Source organism: Rhodococcus sp. AH-ZY2 (assembly GCF_030916465.1).
GTDB classification, from domain to species: Bacteria; Actinomycetota; Actinomycetes; order Mycobacteriales; family Mycobacteriaceae; genus Rhodococcus; species Rhodococcus ruber.
This window is the reverse complement of sequence record NZ_CP126460.1, coordinates 162,914-182,969: the sequence shown is the minus strand read 5'-3', so window position 1 is coordinate 182,969 and position 20,056 is coordinate 162,914. Positions and strand designations below refer to the sequence as shown.

Here is a 20,056-nt window from a genome sequence, read left to right as displayed (position 1 = left end):
ACGCCGGGTACGGTAGGCACTGATCTTTCACTCCCTCCCCCTGATTTCACCGGTCTCCGCGAAATCGGGGATGTGAGGGCACGATTCGTAATTACAGTCCGTCAATGCGTCTGCCCGACTCTCGCATACCATCGACCCGTGAAAATAAATTCGAGCCGGTGCGCGACATGAGAGGGATCATGTGATGAAATTACTGCCAGGAATATAAACCGACGGGAGGAGATCGAACCGTACCCATCGCACACAACTACATGACGCTTGGACAGCACATGACAAAGCCCCCTTGCGGAGGCTCGTCATTCGGTCGAACTTTGCCGAGATCGACCGGAACTCCGAACACCTAACGGCGTTAGTTTTCACCCTCACCGTCAGGTGTCCTTTTGGGGACGAAGTTGCCGCTTCGACTCCATTTTGTGCTTTCACCAGGGATTTCCTTGCCGAGATCCCCGATTCCCCGAAGGGACTTACCGTGCCTGGTACGTCTCAGGGTACCCCATGCCCTGAACAGCAAACAACCTTTTCGACGACCTCCGATGAGCAGATCACACGCCCAGAGGACGAATTCGCCGTTTCCCCTGTCGCCAATTTCGGCGATATTCAATATTCCGACGCCGTATCTCGGGCTAAAGAAAATATCGAACGCGTCGAAAAAATGAATGAGGAAAGCGATCAGCGCGGCCGCACGTGGTCAATTCCCGTCTCGCCGCAATTGCAGGCCAAAACCCCAATATGGTCAGGTCGCACACAATGGCAACGCCAAGTCCGCGAGATTCTCAACCGCGAAGAGGGCAGAAATCTCTGCCGGCGCCATCACGCCGACCCCGAACGTGTCTTTGCCGTCGCGGTGAGCATGGCATCGTTCGCGGATCAGCGGACAGGCCGACGCGTCACAGCGTCCCGCGAAGTACTCGCAGAACGCGCAGGGGTGTCTGTCACTGTTCTCAAGCGCGCTCGACGAGTGCTGGTCGAGTTCGGGTTGGCCCGCGAGATGGTCCGAGGACGTTTCCTACGTACACTCGAACAGTGGGCAGCTGAAGCGCATCATGGACGTAAACAGATCAAGGCCACCAGCGTCTGGGCTCTGCTCTCCCCCAGATCAGTCGTCCTTCGGACCACCCGCGACCGCCTGCCCCAGGCGACGTCTCCCGCGCAGCGCTGGACCAGGACGCCCGCGGCAACCAACGAACCGCGGCGGCCGCGTTATCCCCAGAGCCGGGACCGTGGCCCCCAATCTGTTGCTCTATCTTTTAGTACTTGTACTTCTGTTAAGAAGTACAAGACAACGCGCGCGAGCGCGCGCTGGCAGGATGACTCTCAAGAACAGCCCCGAGAGCCGCGCCCAATCAGCCTCCAGAAGGCTGCTGCGGGATTAATTGCGCATGCTCCATGTCTGGACACCGGCGAGCATATCGGGTCCGTCTGTGAGGCTCTCAGAGACCATTACGTCGATCCGGAGCGTTGGAGTGGTCGCGATATCGCCGTTGCGCTCACTGAAGACACTCGGCGACGTGGTTGGATGTGGCCTACGCGAGGTTCGCTAAAGCATCCTGTCCGATACCTTCGATGGAGACTCTCCGCGATCGACTGGTCACTCCCCTCCCCCACCGAGCGTGCCGAGGCCGCGAAACGACGTCGCGATGCCGAACGTCATGCAGCTGCACTCGCGATGGTGGAACGAGCGCAAGAGACTGCATCGGAAAGCGTTCGGCGTACCGCGATGGCGCGGATCCGCAGCGTGTTGCAAGAGAAACGCGCTTAGGACGCCCGGAATGTGTTGACTGACGGCACGCTCGAGTGTCGCCACCAGCAGGTAAGTTTGACGAACCCAGACCTCATCCTTGAGCGGTGTGTCGGCCCAGCGATGAGTGCGTGCCCATGGTTTACCGCGGTAAACCATGAGATTTCCCTGTGCGGCGGAGTGGGCTATTGCCAAGGTGCGTCTTCGCGTAGGAGTTGACTCCGCGGTTTACCGCGGTAAACCCGACCTCTCCACCCCCTCATCTGATCTCCAGTGATCTCGTCCTGTTCTCCGTGGCGGTGATGGCTATCACTTCCGAGCCCGCTATGGGCTCCTAGGCTGTGCTATCGCGGTCAGGCGGCAAGGTGGTTCAAAAGCACGTCTCGGACGAGCCCAAACCACCTTAGGTGTGTCTTCGGTTTACCGCGGTAAACGACAGGCTCGACGACCACCGGCTTACCTCTGAGTTGCTCGACGGCGGGATACCCTGCCTCCGCTTAATTGGTTTACCGCGGTAAACCACGGGCAAGAAGCGAATCCTCTCGCCGGCTATTCACCGACCATGGCAGTTGCTCGACCGTCTGCGCCCTTCGATCGGTTGCGCTTCGCATCAACGATCTTCTTGCAGCGGCCCGCTGTTTACCGCGGTAAACAGCAAGTCCGTGTCCAGTCGACGTCCACCCCTGAACCGTTCCTGGTTTACCGCGGTAAACCAGGAACAGAATCTCCTGAGCGAGAGCGCCAGGATGCGAGCTTGATCAATGTTGTCGCGGTACTGGTTTACCGCGGTAAACCAGTACCGCGGAAGACAGTCCTGCTCCGCTGTTCGCATCTCGGCTTGTTCAGTGCATTGCCCCTTCCTTGCCGGTTGCACCCAGACCGCTAAGAGACATCGCATCTCGGACAGGTCACTGACATCGAGGGTATGTTCCGTCGAGACGAGTAATCTTCGGTCCCGAATAACTCGCCTTGGCGGTTTACCGCGGTAAACCGCCAAGGCGAGTTGGATTCTGCTAGCGCACTAGAGCTGGAGAAGGACACGATCAGATAGTCCGGGGCCAGTGCGGTTTACCGCGGTAAACCGCACTGGCTATAGGGGTTCTGACATAGAGCGTCTCGGTATCTATAGTGAGATCCACTCTCGCCGGCACGAATCGGAGCCTCGGTTGTAGGAGTGAGCTACGCGGAGGACCGACCACAGGTCCGCGTTGTTTACCGCGGTAAACAACACCAGTGCACGGTGGGACAGGCGAATCGAACACGAGACGCACGTTCGGTGCATTCTGTCTCACCTCCCGTCAACCGTGACTCTGCTGCAACAGGTTGCCCCGAAACCCGTTCAGGCGGGGGAGTGGGGCAGGGATTCGTTTACCGCGGTAAACCCGCATAGATCGACCCACGCCTCATGATCTCGCGGACGGATATCGGCGGATAACGGAAAGGCGGATTGAGCGGCACACATTCGTCACTGGAGGACATAGGCTGGGCTGGTTTACCGCGGTAAACCCCTTGCGGATGTTGTCTGTCCAGAGGTGAAGCGCATCTGATGCGGGCCGCGACGAGCTCCCAACGCAAGCTAGAGGCGACCTTTGCGACTGCCTCGTTTACCGCGGTAAACGAGGCAGTCGCATCGAGACACGACATGCGACGACACTCCGCGGATGCACTCACGCAGTCCAGTTTTGTAGGGATGGGTTGCTAGGAGTGGTGGTCGGGGAGGATTGAGAAACCAACGCCACTGTAGTTAGATCCGTGCCACCGGGCATCGGCCAAGGTTCGGTTGTTCCTTGGTTGTGAGGAGCCGGGGAGGTCACGCGTTCGGCTGTTCGAGCCCTGAGTCGACCCGTGTATGAACGAGCAGCGCAGGTGACACATCGGTTGCGTGCTCAAGACAACGGCATGGAAATGAGGATCTTCCTGATAATATCCGTCGATGGACGGAGCGCCGAGGCCAAAACCTACGGCAGTTTACCGCGGTAAACTGCCGCTTCGGCAAACGGTATCGGGCGACCATTGAAGCGGAATGCGCCGATCGGCGACGGCGCAAGGAGCGCCGGGATACTGTCCTCCTTCAGCGAGTTCCACCAGGGCAGTGTTGCGTATAGCGCCGAAAAGCATCGTGCACGCTTTGTCGCGCATGACGGTCGGCGTGATAATTCATCGTCACTGTGACGAAATGGAATCAGGGTAGAGGTAACCCTCGAACGGTAGAATCAACACCGCGTTCCGCCTCATGCATGATGCCTTCGCAACGGTGCCGGTGACACGCCGAAGCGATCAAAGTTTTTCGGCCCAGAACCGAGGCGGACTCGAGTCGGGGGAGTGCCCTTGTGTACCCTTCGACCTCGACCCGGCCGCGTTTCCATCCACGCGTCGACAGTCTCAGGGAGCCAACCGAACCGGGGCCCGATCGACGCATCGGCTTGCGGCAGAACGCCTTTCCGTAGATAGCCTTTGGCGGTGTTGTAGGTGATGCCGACACGGTCGGCAACTTCGTGCAAAGTCAGGTAGCGAAGCACATCTGCGATGATACGGCGAAAGCTTGTTCGGTAGACCCGTAAGGGTCTATTGTACGAGTTGCGCGCCTCATGAAACTGCATCGGAACCGTTACAGTGGTGCAGGCGCAATCGTCATCTCCGCCAAACGATGACGACGCGAGTCCGAAGTAGCCCCACCCTGGGGTGAAGCATACGGAGGTAACCTGTGGCTGTTCATGTCATGCTCAACCAAAAAGGTGGCGTCGGAAAATCGACGCTCACCATGAACCTCGCCGCCGTCAAAGCGGATGTCCTCACCGCAGGTGACGACGACGATGTTCAGTCCCCGGTCGCCGCGATCTCGGTCGACCCCCAGGGCTCCGCAGTCTGGTGGGCTTCGCGCGTCGAGGAGTTGCCGTTTCTGATCGATCAGGTCCACGACAACCTCGACGTGCTACGTAATCTCGACAAGCTGCCCGGCATCAAGCACGTCTACGTCGACACCCCGGGCTGGATCGACCTGTCCGGCGCCGACGACGGCACCGATGTGCTCGGCACCGGCAGTTCCGCCGACGCCCTGCGCGCCGTGCTCGAGGTCGCCGATCTCGTCATCGTTCCGATCGAACCCGAACCGCTGTGCTTCGATCCCACCGCGCGCACCATCAAGCAGGTCATCGAACCGCTCGGCAAGAAATTCATTGTTGTGGTGAACAATTGGGATCCCCGCGACGGCAAGGTCGACCTCGAGCAGACCCGCGAGTTCGTCCAGGCCAACGGCTGGCCGCTGGCGCGAACGGTGGTGCGGCACTACAAGGTCCACACCCGCGCCGCTGCCGAAGGCCGTGTGGTCACCGAGTACGAAGCCAACCGCGTCTCGTTGCAGGCGCGGGAGGATTTCTACAAGCTCAGCCTTGAGCTCGCGGACGGTGGTCGCTGATGCCGCCCAAGGGTGGGCGCGCGAACTTCGCCTCCCTCGTCGGAGCAGTCGGCGACAATTCTCCGGTCGACCGCAAGCGTACCCCCACACCCACGAAGACGAAGACGACGATCGAGCCGCTCGAAGGCCAACTGCTCGCCGATGTTCCGGTCGATCAGCTCATCGCCAACCCCCGCAACCCGCGCGACGAACTCGGTGATCTGTCGGATCTGGCCACGATCGCCGACCGGCAGCTGCAACCCGGCACCGTCGTCAGCCGCACAGCCTGGCTGAAACTGTGGCCCGAAGACGAAGACGACCTCGGTGCAGCGCAGTACATCGTTGTCAACGGCAACCGCCGGCTCGCCGCCGCCCAGAAATACGGCCGCCCCGGCCTCGATGTGGTGCTACGCGACAGCATCGCCGTCGACAAGGGCGAAATCCTGTGGGCGGCAACGAGTGAGAACATCGACCGCCGCGACTTCGACGTCCTCGAAGAAGCCAAGGCCGTCGAGTTGATGGTCTCCGAGTTCGGGAGCGCAGACGCGGCAGCGAAGAAACTCGGCCGGTCCAAAGGCTGGGTGTCCCAACGCCGCGCTCTGCTCAAACTCGCCCCCGAGCTGCAAGCAGCCCTGCGTGCAGGTGATCTCGCTGTGCGCCAGGCCCGCTCGTTAGCCCGGGTTCCGCTCGAGGAGCAGGTCGCGGCGTGGGAAGCGGCCCAGAATCCGGAGCCGGAAGCCGACGCAGAGACTGCGGAGCCCGACGCGCCGCAGCCGAAAGAGCCTGCGAGCAAGCTCGAGCCGGTGGACAAGGTGGCTCAGGCGCTCAAGCGTCTGGGGGCGGATCCGGATGTGCTGGCCGCGGCGGTGCGGAAGCACTTCACCGACGACGAGCGCCGCAAGCTCATCGATGCACTCGAGCTCCGGTAACCGCGACTCGGAGACAGGTTCGGTGGATCGCAGAAGGACTGCAGTGGTGAGCCGATGAGCGGAATCGACGACCAGATCGCCCTTTTCGACCTCGACCCCGAACCTGAAAAGCCGCTGAACGGTTCGGTCGCACCCGAAGACACAGCGACCGAGGCACCACCGCCACCAGCAAAGGACGACCTGCAGTCGGCCGATGCAGAAACCGCCCCACCCGACCCCGTTGACGTTGCCGACATCGATGAGGTGGAGAAGCCGGCGACCGAGGTCCGCCCGTGGGAATCCCTGCCTGTGACCGAGGACGCGGACGGTCACGCGATCATTGTCACCGCCGCAGCGACGTACACACCCTCGGGCGTTCGGCTGACCGGGCCGGTCGACTCGATCGAGAAGCTGGACAAGCTGCTGCACTGGGCAGCGCTGACCCCCCACGGACTCACCGCCCAGGTGTGGTTCGTCGGTATCGACTCCTGCGCCCAGCTCGGATGGACCATCGATCCCGGCAGCGAAGACGACGTCGACGACCTCGAACAACTCCGTCAACGCGCAGCGACCGAACTGACCCACGCCATCGCCGCAACCCTGCCGCCTCTGATTGCTGCAGGATGGGAACTCCGCGGCGACCCCGGCTACGTCATCCACCTCATCCGCAAGGTCGGCAAGGCCACCCAGATGGTCGACCTCGTCCTCGAGCCCTACGTATGGACGTATTGGAACAAGGACTTCGGTTGGGGAAACCGTGTCGGAGACATGGGCATCCTCGGCAATCCCGCCGCTGGCACCTATCTCCCTGACGACGACCTTCCCGCCGCCCGCGAACTCGGCCGCCGCCTCGCCTGGTCCATCAAACACCTCGACACCCTGCCCGGACCGACTCCCGCCCGCACCGGCGCTGCAGTCCTGGACAAGATCCGCCGCGAACGCCTCCGCACCGGCAAGGGCATCGTCGTCACCGCCGGCGGCCCGATCCCACCGATCGACGGAGCCCCACGCGGAGACTTCGAACCCCCCGCCGGCTGGTCCCGCATCCCGGATACCGACGATCTCGACGGTGCCACCTCACTGGTCACCATCGACCAGCGCGCCGCCTACCTCGCCTCCGCAGGAATGTTGTCCTTCGGCTACGGCCGAATCCGCAACCTCCTAGGTGCCGACGCCGCGGCCGCGGCAGCAGTCGACAAGCCGGCATTCGGAATCTGGCGCGTGACTCTGCCCGCCGCCGCGCAGTACGCGCTGCCGGAAAAACTGCCGCTGCCGCACCCGGCGATGCTCGACGACCAACCCGTACGAACATGGATCACCACCGTCAGCCTCGACGGATTGTGCGCACCCATCGCAGACGGCGGGATGGGCCTGGACGTCGATGACCTCGACATCACCGAGGCCTGGGTCTACGAAGAACAAGGCCGCGCCCTCGACAAGTGGGCCAAAGTGCTGCGCGAGGCCCGCGCTGTCACGGCCGAGACCGGCGATGTAGCGATGAAACGGTTCCTCGGCGCCTGCTACAAGGGCTACGTCGGCCGGATGGTAAACCCCGACATGTGGACCGCCACCCGCATGCAGCACCACCACCAGCCCCTGTGGCGTGCGGCGATCATGGCGCACTGCCGCTGGCGTGGACGCCGAGTGGCGATGCGCATCGCCCGTGAAACCGGACGCTGGCCGATCCGCACCATGACCGACTCCTGGGTGTATCTAGTGGGGGAGGAGCAGGATCTCGCCGACGACAGCGACGCGCTCGGCAAGATGACCTTGGAGAAGCAAGTAGCGCTGACCGACGAGATGCTCCTGGCGTTCGCGGCCGCAGAGACCACCCATGACGTTCGTCTCGCGATCGCCGCAGCCTACGGTTCACCGGACCAGGAGGACTAGGTGGCACTGCACCTACCGAAGCCGCGGTCGAAATCCGTCCCGCAGAAAACCGTCGGCCTCGACGGTATGAACGTCACTGTTGCGGCTGCGGCAGCCGAGGGAGTCGCCAAAGCACAACAAACAAGTAGGGGGCTGGCCGGATTGACCTCGAGGGTCTCGGTCAGACAGCTCCGGACCGAGATCGGGAACGACGGTTTGCGGCAGGCCGCCATCGATGCCGGCCGTACACCGCCGTCGGACCGGACTCTGCGCCGCTGGGCGCAGCAAGGACGCATCCCCCATGCCGAGGTGGTCGAGTTGGCCCAACGTCGCGCCGCCATCGCACGGCTCGGGGGAGTGAACGAGGTAGCCAAGAAGATCGGCCGCAGCCCGTCCTCGGTACGCAAGTACATCTCCGGAAAGACCAACGAGCTGCGCAACGATGCACGGTCGAAACTCAAGGATGTCAAGGCCAAGGACATCATGGGCAAGGCCGGGGTTCTCAACCCCGACGGCACACCGAAGATCGCCACCATCCGGGTCACCGGACGCGTGCACGTCCGCAACGGCGATGAATCCGGCTACGATTACCGCACCCGCACACTGGATTTCGGTAACTCCGATATCCCCTTCAGTGCCGCAGAATCGCAAGCGTTGGCTGCAGCGCTGGCCAACGACGACCAAGCCCGAGTCGTTGCTATCCTCGAACGCCACGCGACGATCGACTATCCCGAGAACAAGGGATTCGATGTCTACAGCGATCAGTTCGGCTTCCACTTCGACGCCATCGACAAGATCGACGTCACCTGGCACTGAGGCAAGGTCACCGAGGGCCGCTTCCGCTATGCGGGGCGGCCCCTCCACGGTTCGGCGCGTGTCTTTGAGGCCGGTCATGTGCGCGGTTCAAGCAGCGAAAAGCGGGTCCGAGAAGTAGTTCACCCCGTTGGGAAAAACCCCGGTTGTGGGTGAACGTATGCAGGCACATCCCCATTCGGTCATCAGAGGTACCCATGCCTGTCAGACATTCGAGGTCCCGCCGCACTGTTGCGCTGGTTGCCACCGCGACCGTCGCGAGCGGAAGCGCGCTACTCACTGCACCTGTGATCGCGCATGCGGCTCCGACCAAGTGCGCGGCGACGTTCAACCTCTTCATTCCCGGCACCTGGGAGACCGACGAAAACGCAGACCCCAGTCAGCCGGTGGGCATGCTCAAGCCGATCGCCGACGCGCTTGAGAACACCCACGGCAGTGCCGTCGAGGTCTACACGTTGCCGTACATGGCCAGAGCCTTCGACAACGGCCACACCTACGCCGACAGCAAGGCCGACGCGGTGTCGAAGGCCAAGCAGGTCCTCGCAGACGTCGCGAACTCGTGCCCCCGAACCAAGTTCACGATGATCGGCTACTCGCAGGGCGCCGATGCCGCCGGCGACATCGCTTCCGACATCGGCAATGGTAGAGGGCCCGTCGACGCCAGCCGTGTACTCGCAGTCGGTCTGTTGGCAGATCCTGGGGCAGGAACGAAAGGGTCAGCGACCGTGGGCCCGCGCACGTCCGGGCAAGGCATCGCTGATCCGCGACCCCAGGGAATGGGGGCCCTGTCCGGCCGCGTCGCCTCGATCTGCGACCCGGGGGATCTGTACTGCTCGATCGAGAAGGGATCGAGCCCGTTGCTCGGCTCACTGGGGTCGATCCTGAGCAAGAGCTCGAGCGTCGGTGCTGTCCCCACTGCGGAATCTGGGGTCCACACGCAGCTCGCCGCGGCCCTGACCTCCGACTTCTCTGATGCGGATCTGCCGGCCCTGGGGACCGAGGTGGCCACTGTTGGGCAGCAGCTGACGGCACCGACTGTCGATATCGACCAGGTGGCCGACACCGCCCGATCCATCGCGAAGACCCTCGCTCCGCTGACCGATCTCCTCAGTTCCGGTGCAGCGAACCCCGCGGCGAACGGCCAGCTCCTCGCCGCGCCGGTCGGGACCGCCGAGCACACTGCTGGTGAAGTCCTCACCCGCGCGGGGCAATCCGACCTCAAAAGTGCCTTCAACGCGGCCCTCGAGATCGCGGACACCGCGAGTACCCTTGCCGGGGGCGCCTCCGCCAGCCTCCCGTCCTCTGCGCCCGAGATCCAGACGCTTGCCGACAATGCAAACCTGCTGACCGGCCAGGTCGGACCGCTGGTTTCCACCCCTGTTGATGCGCTCAGTTCGGCCACCAGTGTGCTGTCGGTGCTCAAACCGACCGTGGTGGTCAACCAGGTCCTCAACGTCGCTACCGGCGTGACTTCCTTGGACCTGCCCGGCATTCTCAACAACCTGGCCCTGCTGCCGCAGAAGGTCGCTGCGCTCGACGCGCACGGAGCCCACCAGATCGCAGGTGAGTTGAACAACCAGTTCTCGCCGTTGGTGAAGATGGCGGCGGAGGTCGACATGCGGTGGGTCTCACAAATCCTTGCGGTCATCCCGGACCCATCCGGAGCGACACAGATCGCTGCCCTCGTGTCGTCGATCTTGTCGAACGTCGATGTGATCAGACTGGCCAACATCGTCGGCCAGATTCAGGAGATCGCCTGGGCAGCTCTCGAAAAGCTCTTCCCGCCGCCGGGGATCGCGCCTGATCCAATCGGTGCGGGGGCTGCCATGACCGGCCTGCTGCCGGTGGGGCTGGATCTGGCATCGGTTGCGGTTGACATGCTCTCGGGTAAGGCCACCAAGACCCCGCCGGAGCTGCTGGGCAAGCAGGCGAACGCTGTATCGACGAGTATCACCACCCAGGCCGCGAACCTGGATCTTCCGCAGCTGTCGGACTCTCTGGTCACGCTCTCGCAATCCCAGGGTGCTCAGGATCTCGCCGCGTTGGTCAGTGAAGGGCTCAGTGCTGCGAGTTTCTTCACCTCTGGCGCTCACACCAACTACAACACTCTCGTGGTCGACAACGCCGGGCGAAATGCCATCCAGTGGCTTTCCGACTGGCTCAATCTTCAGATCGGACGTGCCGTATGAGTTCCCGTGCCCACAATCCGTCTGCCCGCTGGACCTGGTGCGCTACATGCGCTCACCGGGGATATCTCACCCGTGGTGACGCGCGGGCGGTCCGAAAGCGTCACCGGGGGGAGAAGGGTCTGGCGGTGTTCGCGTGCCCTCACATCGACGGCCTGTTTCACATCGGGCACCGTCCTGACGCGTTGAGTAGCGGGGAAATAGGTCGTGGCCTGCTGCGCACTCAGGCGGTGCGGGCTGCGGCGGCAGAGCGGTGGACGTCGTGAACAAGGCTGTGCTCGTGGTTTGGGGTGCATTCGCTTTCGTCGAGCTCGGCGAGGCGAGAGGTCCGGGGACCAAGGACTCCCCGGGGATACCTGATATGGCTCGGCTTGGCCTACCCGAACAAATGATCTTGGTGATGCACAGTATTCGGCATGGATACCGCGAAGGTGTTGCTCCTCAGTGATGAACAGTGGGGCAGCGAGGTGCTCCTTCCGCATCGTCCGTTCGCGACGAAGCAACTCGAACACGGTCAATACAGGATGAGCCGCGACGACGCCTTGACGATGCGTTACATCCAGCACTCCCCACACGCCTTGCTCGGATCGATCGTCATCGACTGCGACCACCCCGACGCGGCGCTGCGGGCGTTCGAAAAACCCTCGGATCATCCGGCACCGAGCTGGGTGTCCCAGTCCCCGTCCGGTCGCGCGCACCTGGGCTGGTGGCTCGGCGACAACCGCATCTGCCGCACCGATTCGGCGCGCATGATGCCCCTGCGCTTGGCGCATCGCATCGAGCGGGGCCTATGCCTGTCCGTAGGTGGGGATTTCTCCTACGGCGGGCAGCTGACCAAGAATCCGATTCATCCCGACTGGGAAACCCTCTACGGGACCGCCGATCCGTACGCCTTGCGGGACTTGGTCACCATCCACACCCCGCGTCAGGCGCCGCGCCGACCAGACCGCTCTGCCGGGCTGGGCCGCAACGTCACCATGTTCGACACCGCCCGCAAGTGGGCCTATCCGCAGTGGTGGAGCCACCGCAACGACACCCTCAACCAGTGGCTCCAGCTCGTGCTGCAACGCTGCCACGCCGTCAACACCGAGTTCACCGACCCGCTGCCCTTCGTCGAAGTCCGCGCCACCGCGTATTCCATCGGCAAATGGATCTGGCGCAACTTCGACGAGACCACCTTCCGCGCCCGTCAGGCCGTACGAGGCAGCAAAGGCGGCAAGGTCATGACCGAGGCCAAGCGGGAGGCCAACCGTAAACGCGCCACCAAGTTCGATCTGGCCACGGCCTTGGAGTACGCGCTGTGACCGGCGGAGCGAGGGCGAAGCAACGCCGAGCCATCACCGCCAAAGAACTCGCGCAGCGGCTCGGCTCCTCCGAACGCACCGCCCGGCGATTAGTAGCCGAGCCCCGAAAAGACTTCCTCGAACGCGCGCAAGCACGCCGTACACAAGTCGTCGAACTACGTGAACAGGGGATGAAGTACCGCGAGATCGCCGACCAAATGGGTATCTCCACCGGCGCGGTCGGCAGGATCCTGCACGATGCCCGCGAAGCGAAAAGAAAGCACTAGTAAATTGCCGAGTGTTGACACTGATGTCAGCGCTGAGCCAGCACGCCCACGTTGTTCATGAATATATTTCTCGGTTCAGTGATACGACATGTTCCGGTATCATATGGAATATTAGCTGTCATATGGACTATTAGTGCCCATAGTGGTGGGTTAGCGTCCCCGACGGACTGATGGTCGTTGAAGTCGACGCGTCAGAGAACGCAGCGGGAGGGAATATGAGCAACGCCAGAGATCGAGAAGCGCACTATGCGCGGCATTGCTGATGCCGTAAAGGCTGGCGCCTACGAGGTGGTCGATCACTCCGTGGAGGTTCGTCCGGGCTATCGCCCCCGCCGGCCGCGCCGTGGGGACGCGGCCGAAGAAACCTGGCCCCTGGCTGTTCGACTGACCGACGCCGATCGGCAGCGACTGGCGGAGTATGCCGATCGGATGGGCAACCGATGAGCGCGGTCATCCAGGCGGCTATCGACGAGTACCTCGGCAACCACCCAGCCGCCTGAGCTCGCGAATCGAACCTTCACGTGGGTCGTAACCGCGTCACCGGCCGCGCAGCGTGTCGCATGAGCGGATCGTCAAACGCGACACTCGTCGCGCGGCTGAAGACCGCTGCTCTGATTTGTGCATTCGGCTGGATTAGGCGCTGCGAATACCTACATCTAAGCCTGAATCCACCGACTGGCCGTTGATGTAGGCGTTCGGAAGTGCACGGCGGTCCGGTGGTGGCCGAGACCGGGGGGGTATCCGCTGGTCTACCCAGCTTTTCCGGCTCTTCACTATGGATCTCGTGGACCGGTTGGTCTGACTCCTTGATGGGCGTGACGGTCTCGGCTCGGTGGGCGCAGGATGGGTCTGGTGGGCGGGTCTGGCTCACGGCTCTTCTGACGCCACTGCAGGTTGGTGGCTGTCCTGTCTGCGACGTGTCGACCGGCTCGGCTCACTCGTTTGAGTGCAGCCCGGCGGGCCGTCATGTCCTGATAGGAGTCTGGCGAGATCCCCGATAGTGAACTGACTGACGCCCGGCCGGACTGCGCACCCGACAAGATGGAAGGGCGCAGTCCCATGGTGAATCAGGATCACCTCGAGGTCTACGGCGGAATCGATACCCACGCCGACACCCACCACGTCGCAGCGATCGATGCCACCGGACGACGACTGGCAGATGTACAGGTCCCAGCGACCGCGGCCGGCTACCAGGCGGCGTTGCGGTTCCTGCGGTCCTGGCCTGGGCTGGTGAAGGTAGGCATCGAGTGCACCGGCTCGTACGGGGCTGGGGTCAGTCGTGCGATGCAGGTCGCGGGCATCGCGGTCAGTGAGGTCAACCGCCCCAACCGGTTCGATCGCCGGATTCGCGGCAAGAGCGATCCCTTCGACGCCTATTCGGCCGCTGAGGCGGTGCTGTCGGGTCGAGCCAGCGCCGCACCCAAGGGTGGCGATGGGTTGGTGGAGTCGCTCCGGGTGCTGCGCACCTCGAGGTCGTCTGCACTGACCGCCAGGACAGCGACGATCAACCAGATCAAGGGCATGCTGATCACGGCGCCAGAGGAGCTGCGTTCGCGTTACCGGGGCCTGTCGAACACCAAGTTGATCGCTGCGCTGGCGGCGTCACGACCGACACCTGCGCCGGTGACCGCAGCCGAGGCCACGGCCTACAGCCTGCGGCTGCTGGCGCGGCGCTGGCAAGCACTGACCGAGCAGATCGAGGACTTGTCCGGGCACCTGCAACGGCTACTCGAAGACCATGCCCCGGACCTGATGAGCGTCTTCGGCTGCGGCCGAGACACCGTGGCGCAGCTGCTGATCACCGCCGGCGACAACCCTGACAGGCTACGCTCGGAAGCCGCGTTCGCGGCACTGGCCGGAGCCTGTCCGATACCGGCGTCGTCGGGCAAGACCAACCGTCACCGACTCAACCGCGCAGGCGACCGGCAGGCGAACTCAGCGCTCTACCACATCGTGCTCGTGCGGCTGCGCTACGACCAGCAGACCCGTAACTACGCGACACGACGGATCGCGGAAGGCAAGACGAAGATGGAAATCATCCGCTGCCTGAAACGGTATCTCGTTCGGCAGCTCTATCCACTCATCGTCCAGACGCTGCAGCCTCGACGCCAAACGACCGCCGCTTGACAGCAAGTCAATAGGAGTGTCGCAGTTAGCAGTGGCATTGGCGCCGGCTGGATGCGACCCGACGTGATCGACGAGTGCAGGCCCACCGTACCCGGCGGCGTTGGTTCTCCGGGGTACGGAATCCGAACGCGATGCGGCCGACGTGCTTGACGATGCGGTTGTAGCCTTCACTGCGCGCATTCGACAGGCCGGAGGTGATCGCCAGGATCATCGGTTCCTGCCACGCCGAGATGGTCGTCGCCAGCTTGCCGATCTCCGGGACCCGGCATGCCGCGCAGAACGTGTAGAACCGGTGCAGCGCATCTCGGATCTCGTATCGCAGACCACCACGGTCGGTGCAGCGCAACACATCGCGCAGCAGTTCCTTCGCTATCCATGCGGCGGCGATGTCCCCGTGCGGGTCGGCGGAGGTCAGCTTCTCGAACAGTGTCGATCGTTGCTCATCGGTTAGGCGCTCCGCGGCCCGCAGCAGCCGGCGGCGATTAATCCATTCGACATCGCTCTTGCGGCCGCGCCGACCCCGCTCGGCCTGGGTGACCCTGCGCCGGACGGTATCGACCATCTCGTTGGCCTTCTTGACCAGGTGGAACCGGTCCACCACCAGCTGCGCGTGCGGCAGTGCCTCGCGCACCGCCTTCGCATACACCGACGACATATCGATCGCGACATGGGTGATCTGCGCCTTCCATGCCTCGTCGCGGGCGTCGAACCAGTCGATCACCACGGCGGAGGTGCGTCCGTTGACCTGCGCCAGCAACCCTTGATCGCCGGTCAGGTCGACCAGTCCGGTGTCCCACCGGTCCACCCATCTCCGTTCCCCGGTCTCGGGGCAAGTTTCCCATTTCGCCTTCCCGCGTCGGGTCTCATCGATCCCGAGGACGACCACCGGTTCGGGTTCGTCGCCAGGGCGGCGTCGGCGACCACGACGAGGTGGCCGTGGACAGTGTGCCAGGCGCACCCGTAGTCGCCGGCGACCGCGGACACCGACCGGTCCCCGTCGAGGACCGCCTCGACCAGCAGCGCCTTCGCTCGGGGCGTGACCCGTGCCCGGGACGGCACCCCCGGCGTCGACTCGGTGAACACCTTACGGGCACAGGAGGTATTGGTGCACAACCATTTCCGTTTCCGCCACACCAACAGCGGACGGTCGGGTCCGACCTGCACATCCCGCGGTCTGGTGGTGACCCAACCCTTCGAACGCGTGGACTTCTGCCCGCACTGCGGGCAGACCCCGACCCATTCGGGTGCCGTTGCGATCTGCACGATCCGGCTGCCCTCGACCGTGCGCTGCACCGATTCGACGATGACGCCGTCGAGATCGAGCAGCAATGAACTACCGTGGTGCATGCCCGCGTTCCTTGCTGTCCTGGATGCCTGAGAACACCCAGCTCACAAGGGCGCGGGCCCTTTTTCAATCACCGACACGGCAACGGGGTCGATCGGCACCAGCCCCTACCAAGTGCGAAGAGCCGCTTTTCCACTGCGAGCGAGTTCGACCGACGGTGTCGGGGATGGTTGAGGTCAGGCAACCACAGAGGGCCGATAGTCGATCGTGTTGCGCCACAACTGCAACCAGTGTGAGGCGTACGGCCAGTGGCTGGGTAGGTGCAGGATCGGCTTTCGTTGCGGCCGGGCCAGGCGTGCCGGGACGGCGACGATCTTGCGGCGCAGCGTCGCTCCTCGGGCGCGGCCGTATCGACCGCCGGCGAGGACGCCGGTGGCGCGCAGCAGATTGTGGGCGATCGCGGCGCAGAGCACCCAGGCGGAGTTCGCCCCGAACGACCCGGACGGCATGTGGGCGAGCGGACCGTCGATCAGGTCGGCGAACACGGTTTCGATGATCGCGTGTCTGCGGTGGACGAGGTCGGCCTCGGTGGTGGGCAGGGTCGAGTTGGTGAAGAACGGGTGATACCGCCACACCGGGATCAGGGCATCGGGATAGCGGGCGTCCTTGACGCGGCGCACCACCAATCGGGCGGTAGTGCGGTCTTTCGTGTAGGCGAAGGCGGTGTAGGAGATTTCGGCGACCTCGGCGTCGGAGATCCAGGCTCCGGTGTCGGGGTCGCGGACCGCGTTCGGGTATTGCACCGGCGTCCATGCGTTGTCGTCGATCGCGGCGATCGCCTTCTTGATCGCCGGATTCTTCGTCATCACCAGGGAGAACTGGGCGTCGGTGCGCAGGCAGGCGCGCACGACCTTGCGGGTGCCGTAGGCGGAGTCGCCGCGCACCAGGACGCGTCCGGTGGCACCGGCGGCCCGGGCGGTGGCGATCGCTCCGGCCACCATGTGCCCGGCGCCCTTGCCGGATCCGGTCTTGCCCGAGCGCAGTCGCATCCCGGCGATCACCGGGGCACAGTCGTCGGTGCTGAGCACCGCGGCGAGCGGGGACAGACCTTTGCGCAGCACCTGCTTGCCGGCGATCTTGGTGTGTCCGTAGCTCGCGCCCTGCTTGGCGTGGCCGTAGACCGGGCGGAGCAGCGAGTCGATGTCGAGATACACCTGCTTCGTGCCGCCGGGCAGCAGATCGACCCGGTCCGAGAGGGCGGCCAGATGTGTACGCAGCACCGATTCGAGTTGGCGGGCGTGTCCGAAGCTGAACTCGCGCAGCAGGGTTCCGATTGTCGACGGCGCGTACACCCGATCGAACAGGGTGGTCATGCCACCGGAGCGCAGCACATCGACATCATCGATGCTGTCCGCGCCGGCGCACATTCCGGCGATGAGTGTGGTCAGTTTCGGGGCCGGGTTCGCCGCTCCGGATGTGATCTTCGAGGTGGTGATCGTGACCTTCTCGGCCAGCAGATGCGGCAGGCCGGTCTGTTCGGCCAACGTCATCACCGGCACCAGGCCGCCGTAGGACACGAGGTTGTCGTCGTCGAACATCGCGGACCTCGCGCCGAACCTGTGGGACACTTGCACCGGAAGTGCCTTTCTCGAACCGGACCGATTGTTGCCTGAAGAACATCAATCATCCCAGTTCAGGGGGCACTTTCTTCAATTCGACACGCCGCTATCGGACATTGCCGTCGGTGGATTGAGGCTAAGGCCTTCAGGTCTTGGGTTTCAGGCGCTACGGTCTCCGCTCGCCGGCCACCCTTCGCGACGGTTACCGATATTTGCGGAGTTCGTTCTTGGCGAGGGCCTGCACGTGGACTTCGTTGGGGCCGTCGACGATGCGCATGGCGCGGTGTCACCCGTACATCACGGCCAGGGGGACGTCGTCGCTCACACCGGCACCGCCGTGGACTGGATGGCGCGGTCGATGACTTCCAGCACCACGCGGGGAACTGACACCTTGGCGGCCGAGGCGTACGGGGCGGCGGCCTTGTTGCCGTGCCGTGGAGCGTACGCATCCCGTCACGCCAGTGGTCGTAGAGAGACTCGCGCATGAGCGCGATTCGGTATATCACGGCGTTGAGTTGTCAGTTTCCTTTGCCTGAGAGGCGATGTCGAGGATGATTCGACGACCATCGAGGCCCGCGCAGATCCGCGAGACCTCCGACCTCGAAATCCCTGACCTGACCCCCAACGCGCCGACCACATCGTCGACGCTGCGGGTGGAGACGCCGTGCACATAGGCCTCCATAACGACCGCGTACAGGGCCTTGTCGATGCGGCGGCGCCGCTCCAGCAAGGATGGGAAGAACGACCCCGACCGCAGTTTGGGGATCTTGACCTCCACATCGCGGCTGGTGGTGGCCACGGTCTTAGTGCGATGGCCGTTGCGATGGGTGGTGCGGGTGTCGGTGCGCTCGTAGCGGCCGGCGCCGAGCTTGTCGGTGGCTTCGGCTTCGATCAGCGCCTGCAGGCCGGTGCGGATCAGTTCGGCGAACACGGTGGCGCTGTCGGCACCGGTGAGTGCGTCGTGTTGGGCGAGCAGTGCAGAATGGTCGTGGGTCATCGCGTGGTTGCTTTCTGTGCGTCACTTTGGTCGGTAACTCGTTGATCACTACGCGATGGCCCACTCTCGGCGAGGGAGCGACACGCCACGGACCTGGCCCGATGCCCTCAACCGATTCCCACCACTCCCTGGGACTTACCCTGGTCGAGCCTTCGAAAGACGCAGCACTATGGCAGATTACAATCGTGAAGGACGCCTTGGCAGAGCTACTGAAGGTTGAACAGGCAGAAGCTCCCCGGAAGTGATGAAGCTTCCCGTTCGCTGGAGCAGGAAAGTGGACCCACCGCCATGGCCCTTGCAACGCTGAACGGTCGGACCGACCGAGTTCCGTCTGCGAATCCGGCACCAGCAGCGGTATGGGAGTCGACCGCGCGGCCTGCACCGTCACCACCGCCGAAGTTACGCACGAGTGCGCACGTAGTTGCGCACACTCGCCGGCTCTGGCATCGTGGACTGTGCCCAGGGCAGTAGCACTGGTGGAGTGGACCCGGCAGCCTTCCGGACGGTTGGCGAGCCGGGTTTCGCGTTTCTATTCCACGATCATCGTCTTGCCGATCAGCGGCCGCACGTGAGCGGACCATTCGCCCCCTTTTGGCCAGGCACCACGCGACCGCATCCGGAATCCACAGCATCAATTCCTGCTTGGCCCGCAGATGGTGATAGGTCAGCCGGTCACGCAGCCCGTGCTTGCCGGTGCCATCGAACAAGACTCGCCGATCGGACCTGACCGTCGAATCGTCCTCCTCGAGCACCAACCGGGAGAGCGGTAGCTCGGCCAGGTCGCCGACGAGTGCTTCGAGGCATCGGGGACGTCCGATTTTGGGTGCGAGTTCGGCGGCATGGTAGACGCGGACGTGTATATCCAAGGTCACCAACGCCGAGCAGATCGCACGCCGGCGTGTGTCGCGCTCGGACTTGAAGTGAATGCGTTCTTGGCCTTTCAGTCGCAACGCCGTCAATGTCCGACGGGCCCGGTCCAGCGGACGGGTCGGCCACCGTAGCGACCACCATGATGCCGCGGACGGTGTTTTCGTCGATGAAGGCCTGCACGGCTACCGAGCCTAGAACGAACGCGATCACCGTCTGCCGAGCCTACCGCTGAGACCGGCAAGACGGGCTGACACGAAGGTCTTCTATGGCAGGAACAGCGCGTGTACGCATTGCACGCATTGCACGCGGAGCGTGGGACGCAACCATTGCCAGCATTGCTGGCGACGAGTGGGGATCGTCAGCAAAAGCAGTACCGACGTGACGGTGTGCGTTTCATGCCGAGGGGCCGGGCCCGGTATGGAATGGAATGAGTACCGAGAGCCGTCGATCCGGTGATACGCGGGGTGTCCAGGGTTGGCCGCCCAGTCGAGGGGTCCTCGCGACCGTCCCGGCCTCGGTGATCAGCGGCGAGTGTCACGTCGCGGTGCGCGGTGCTTTGAGTCAGATTCGGCATAGTCGAAGGATTCGCCGGTCAGAGCCTCGACCACTGCGGCGAGGTCGGTGTCGGTGAGAGCGTTGTTGTCGGTGACGGGGTCGACGGTCTTGCGGCGGTATGTCAT

At 63.6% G+C, this 20,056-nt stretch carries 10 protein-coding genes and 3 pseudogenes; 8 read left to right on the top strand and 5 right to left on the bottom strand.

Annotated features, from left to right (window positions below; all coding sequences use genetic code 11):
- Window positions 1–4,457 precede the first annotated feature (4,457 nt).
- The 8 genes from QNA09_RS28315 to QNA09_RS28280 all read left to right on the top strand — a co-directional run bounded on the left by QNA09_RS28315 (window position 4,458) and on the right by QNA09_RS28280 (window position 14,605).
- Window positions 4,458–5,153: a ParA family protein gene (locus QNA09_RS28315; protein WP_080597800.1), complete on the top strand. Its 696-nt coding sequence runs from the start codon at window positions 4,458–4,460 to the stop codon at window positions 5,151–5,153.
- Entirely contained in the window at window positions 5,153–6,061 is a 909-nt protein-coding gene (locus QNA09_RS28310) for a peptide transporter (RefSeq protein WP_219130580.1), read from the top strand. The genes QNA09_RS28315 and QNA09_RS28310 overlap by 1 nt, the downstream gene beginning before the upstream one ends.
- Before the next feature lie 54 nt (window positions 6,062–6,115).
- Window positions 6,116–7,930 carry a hypothetical protein gene (locus tag QNA09_RS28305; RefSeq protein ID WP_064257726.1) on the top strand — a complete coding sequence of 605 codons (1,815 nt, stop codon included), beginning with the start codon at window positions 6,116–6,118 and terminating at the stop codon, window positions 7,928–7,930.
- Entirely contained in the window at window positions 7,931–8,725 is a 795-nt protein-coding gene (locus QNA09_RS28300; protein ID WP_064257727.1) for a hypothetical protein, read from the top strand. It begins immediately after the preceding gene.
- A gap of 194 nt (window positions 8,726–8,919) precedes the next feature.
- The gene (locus QNA09_RS28295) at window positions 8,920–10,911 is read left to right on the top strand and encodes a cutinase family protein (protein ID WP_308072636.1); all 1,992 of its coding nucleotides are present in this window, start codon (window positions 8,920–8,922) and stop codon (window positions 10,909–10,911) included.
- Window positions 10,912–11,324: 413 nt separating this feature from the next.
- Window positions 11,325–12,212, top strand: coding sequence for a replication initiation protein (locus tag QNA09_RS28290; protein WP_064257729.1), 888 nt, complete (start codon window positions 11,325–11,327; stop codon window positions 12,210–12,212).
- Window positions 12,209–12,478, top strand: coding sequence for a helix-turn-helix domain-containing protein (locus tag QNA09_RS28285; protein ID WP_064257730.1), 270 nt, complete (start codon window positions 12,209–12,211; stop codon window positions 12,476–12,478). Before QNA09_RS28290 ends, QNA09_RS28285 begins: the two co-directional genes overlap by 4 nt.
- Window positions 12,479–13,537: 1,059 nt before the next feature.
- Window positions 13,538–14,605: an IS110 family transposase gene (locus QNA09_RS28280; RefSeq protein WP_064061575.1), complete on the top strand. Its 1,068-nt coding sequence runs from the start codon at window positions 13,538–13,540 to the stop codon at window positions 14,603–14,605.
- Window positions 14,606–14,630: 25 nt separating this feature from the next.
- On the opposite strand, the pseudogene QNA09_RS28275 reads toward QNA09_RS28280, so the two are convergent.
- From QNA09_RS28275 to QNA09_RS28255, 5 genes and pseudogenes are all read right to left on the bottom strand, one after another.
- Window positions 14,631–15,998, bottom strand: a pseudogene (locus tag QNA09_RS28275) (ISL3 family transposase).
- A 128-nt stretch (window positions 15,999–16,126) separates the two neighbouring features.
- Entirely contained in the window at window positions 16,127–17,524 is a 1,398-nt protein-coding gene (locus QNA09_RS28270; protein WP_064257011.1) for an IS1380 family transposase, read from the bottom strand.
- 187 nt (window positions 17,525–17,711) lie between these two features.
- Window positions 17,712–17,941: pseudogene (locus QNA09_RS28265) on the bottom strand (acyl-CoA dehydrogenase family protein); the annotation flags it as partial.
- Window positions 17,942–18,074: 133 nt separating this feature from the next.
- Window positions 18,075–18,506 (bottom strand): annotated as a pseudogene (locus tag QNA09_RS28260) (transposase); the annotation flags it as partial.
- A 1,391-nt stretch (window positions 18,507–19,897) separates the two neighbouring features.
- Complete coding sequence (locus QNA09_RS28255; protein WP_156666130.1) at window positions 19,898–20,056, bottom strand: hypothetical protein; 159 nt, start codon at window positions 20,054–20,056, stop codon at window positions 19,898–19,900.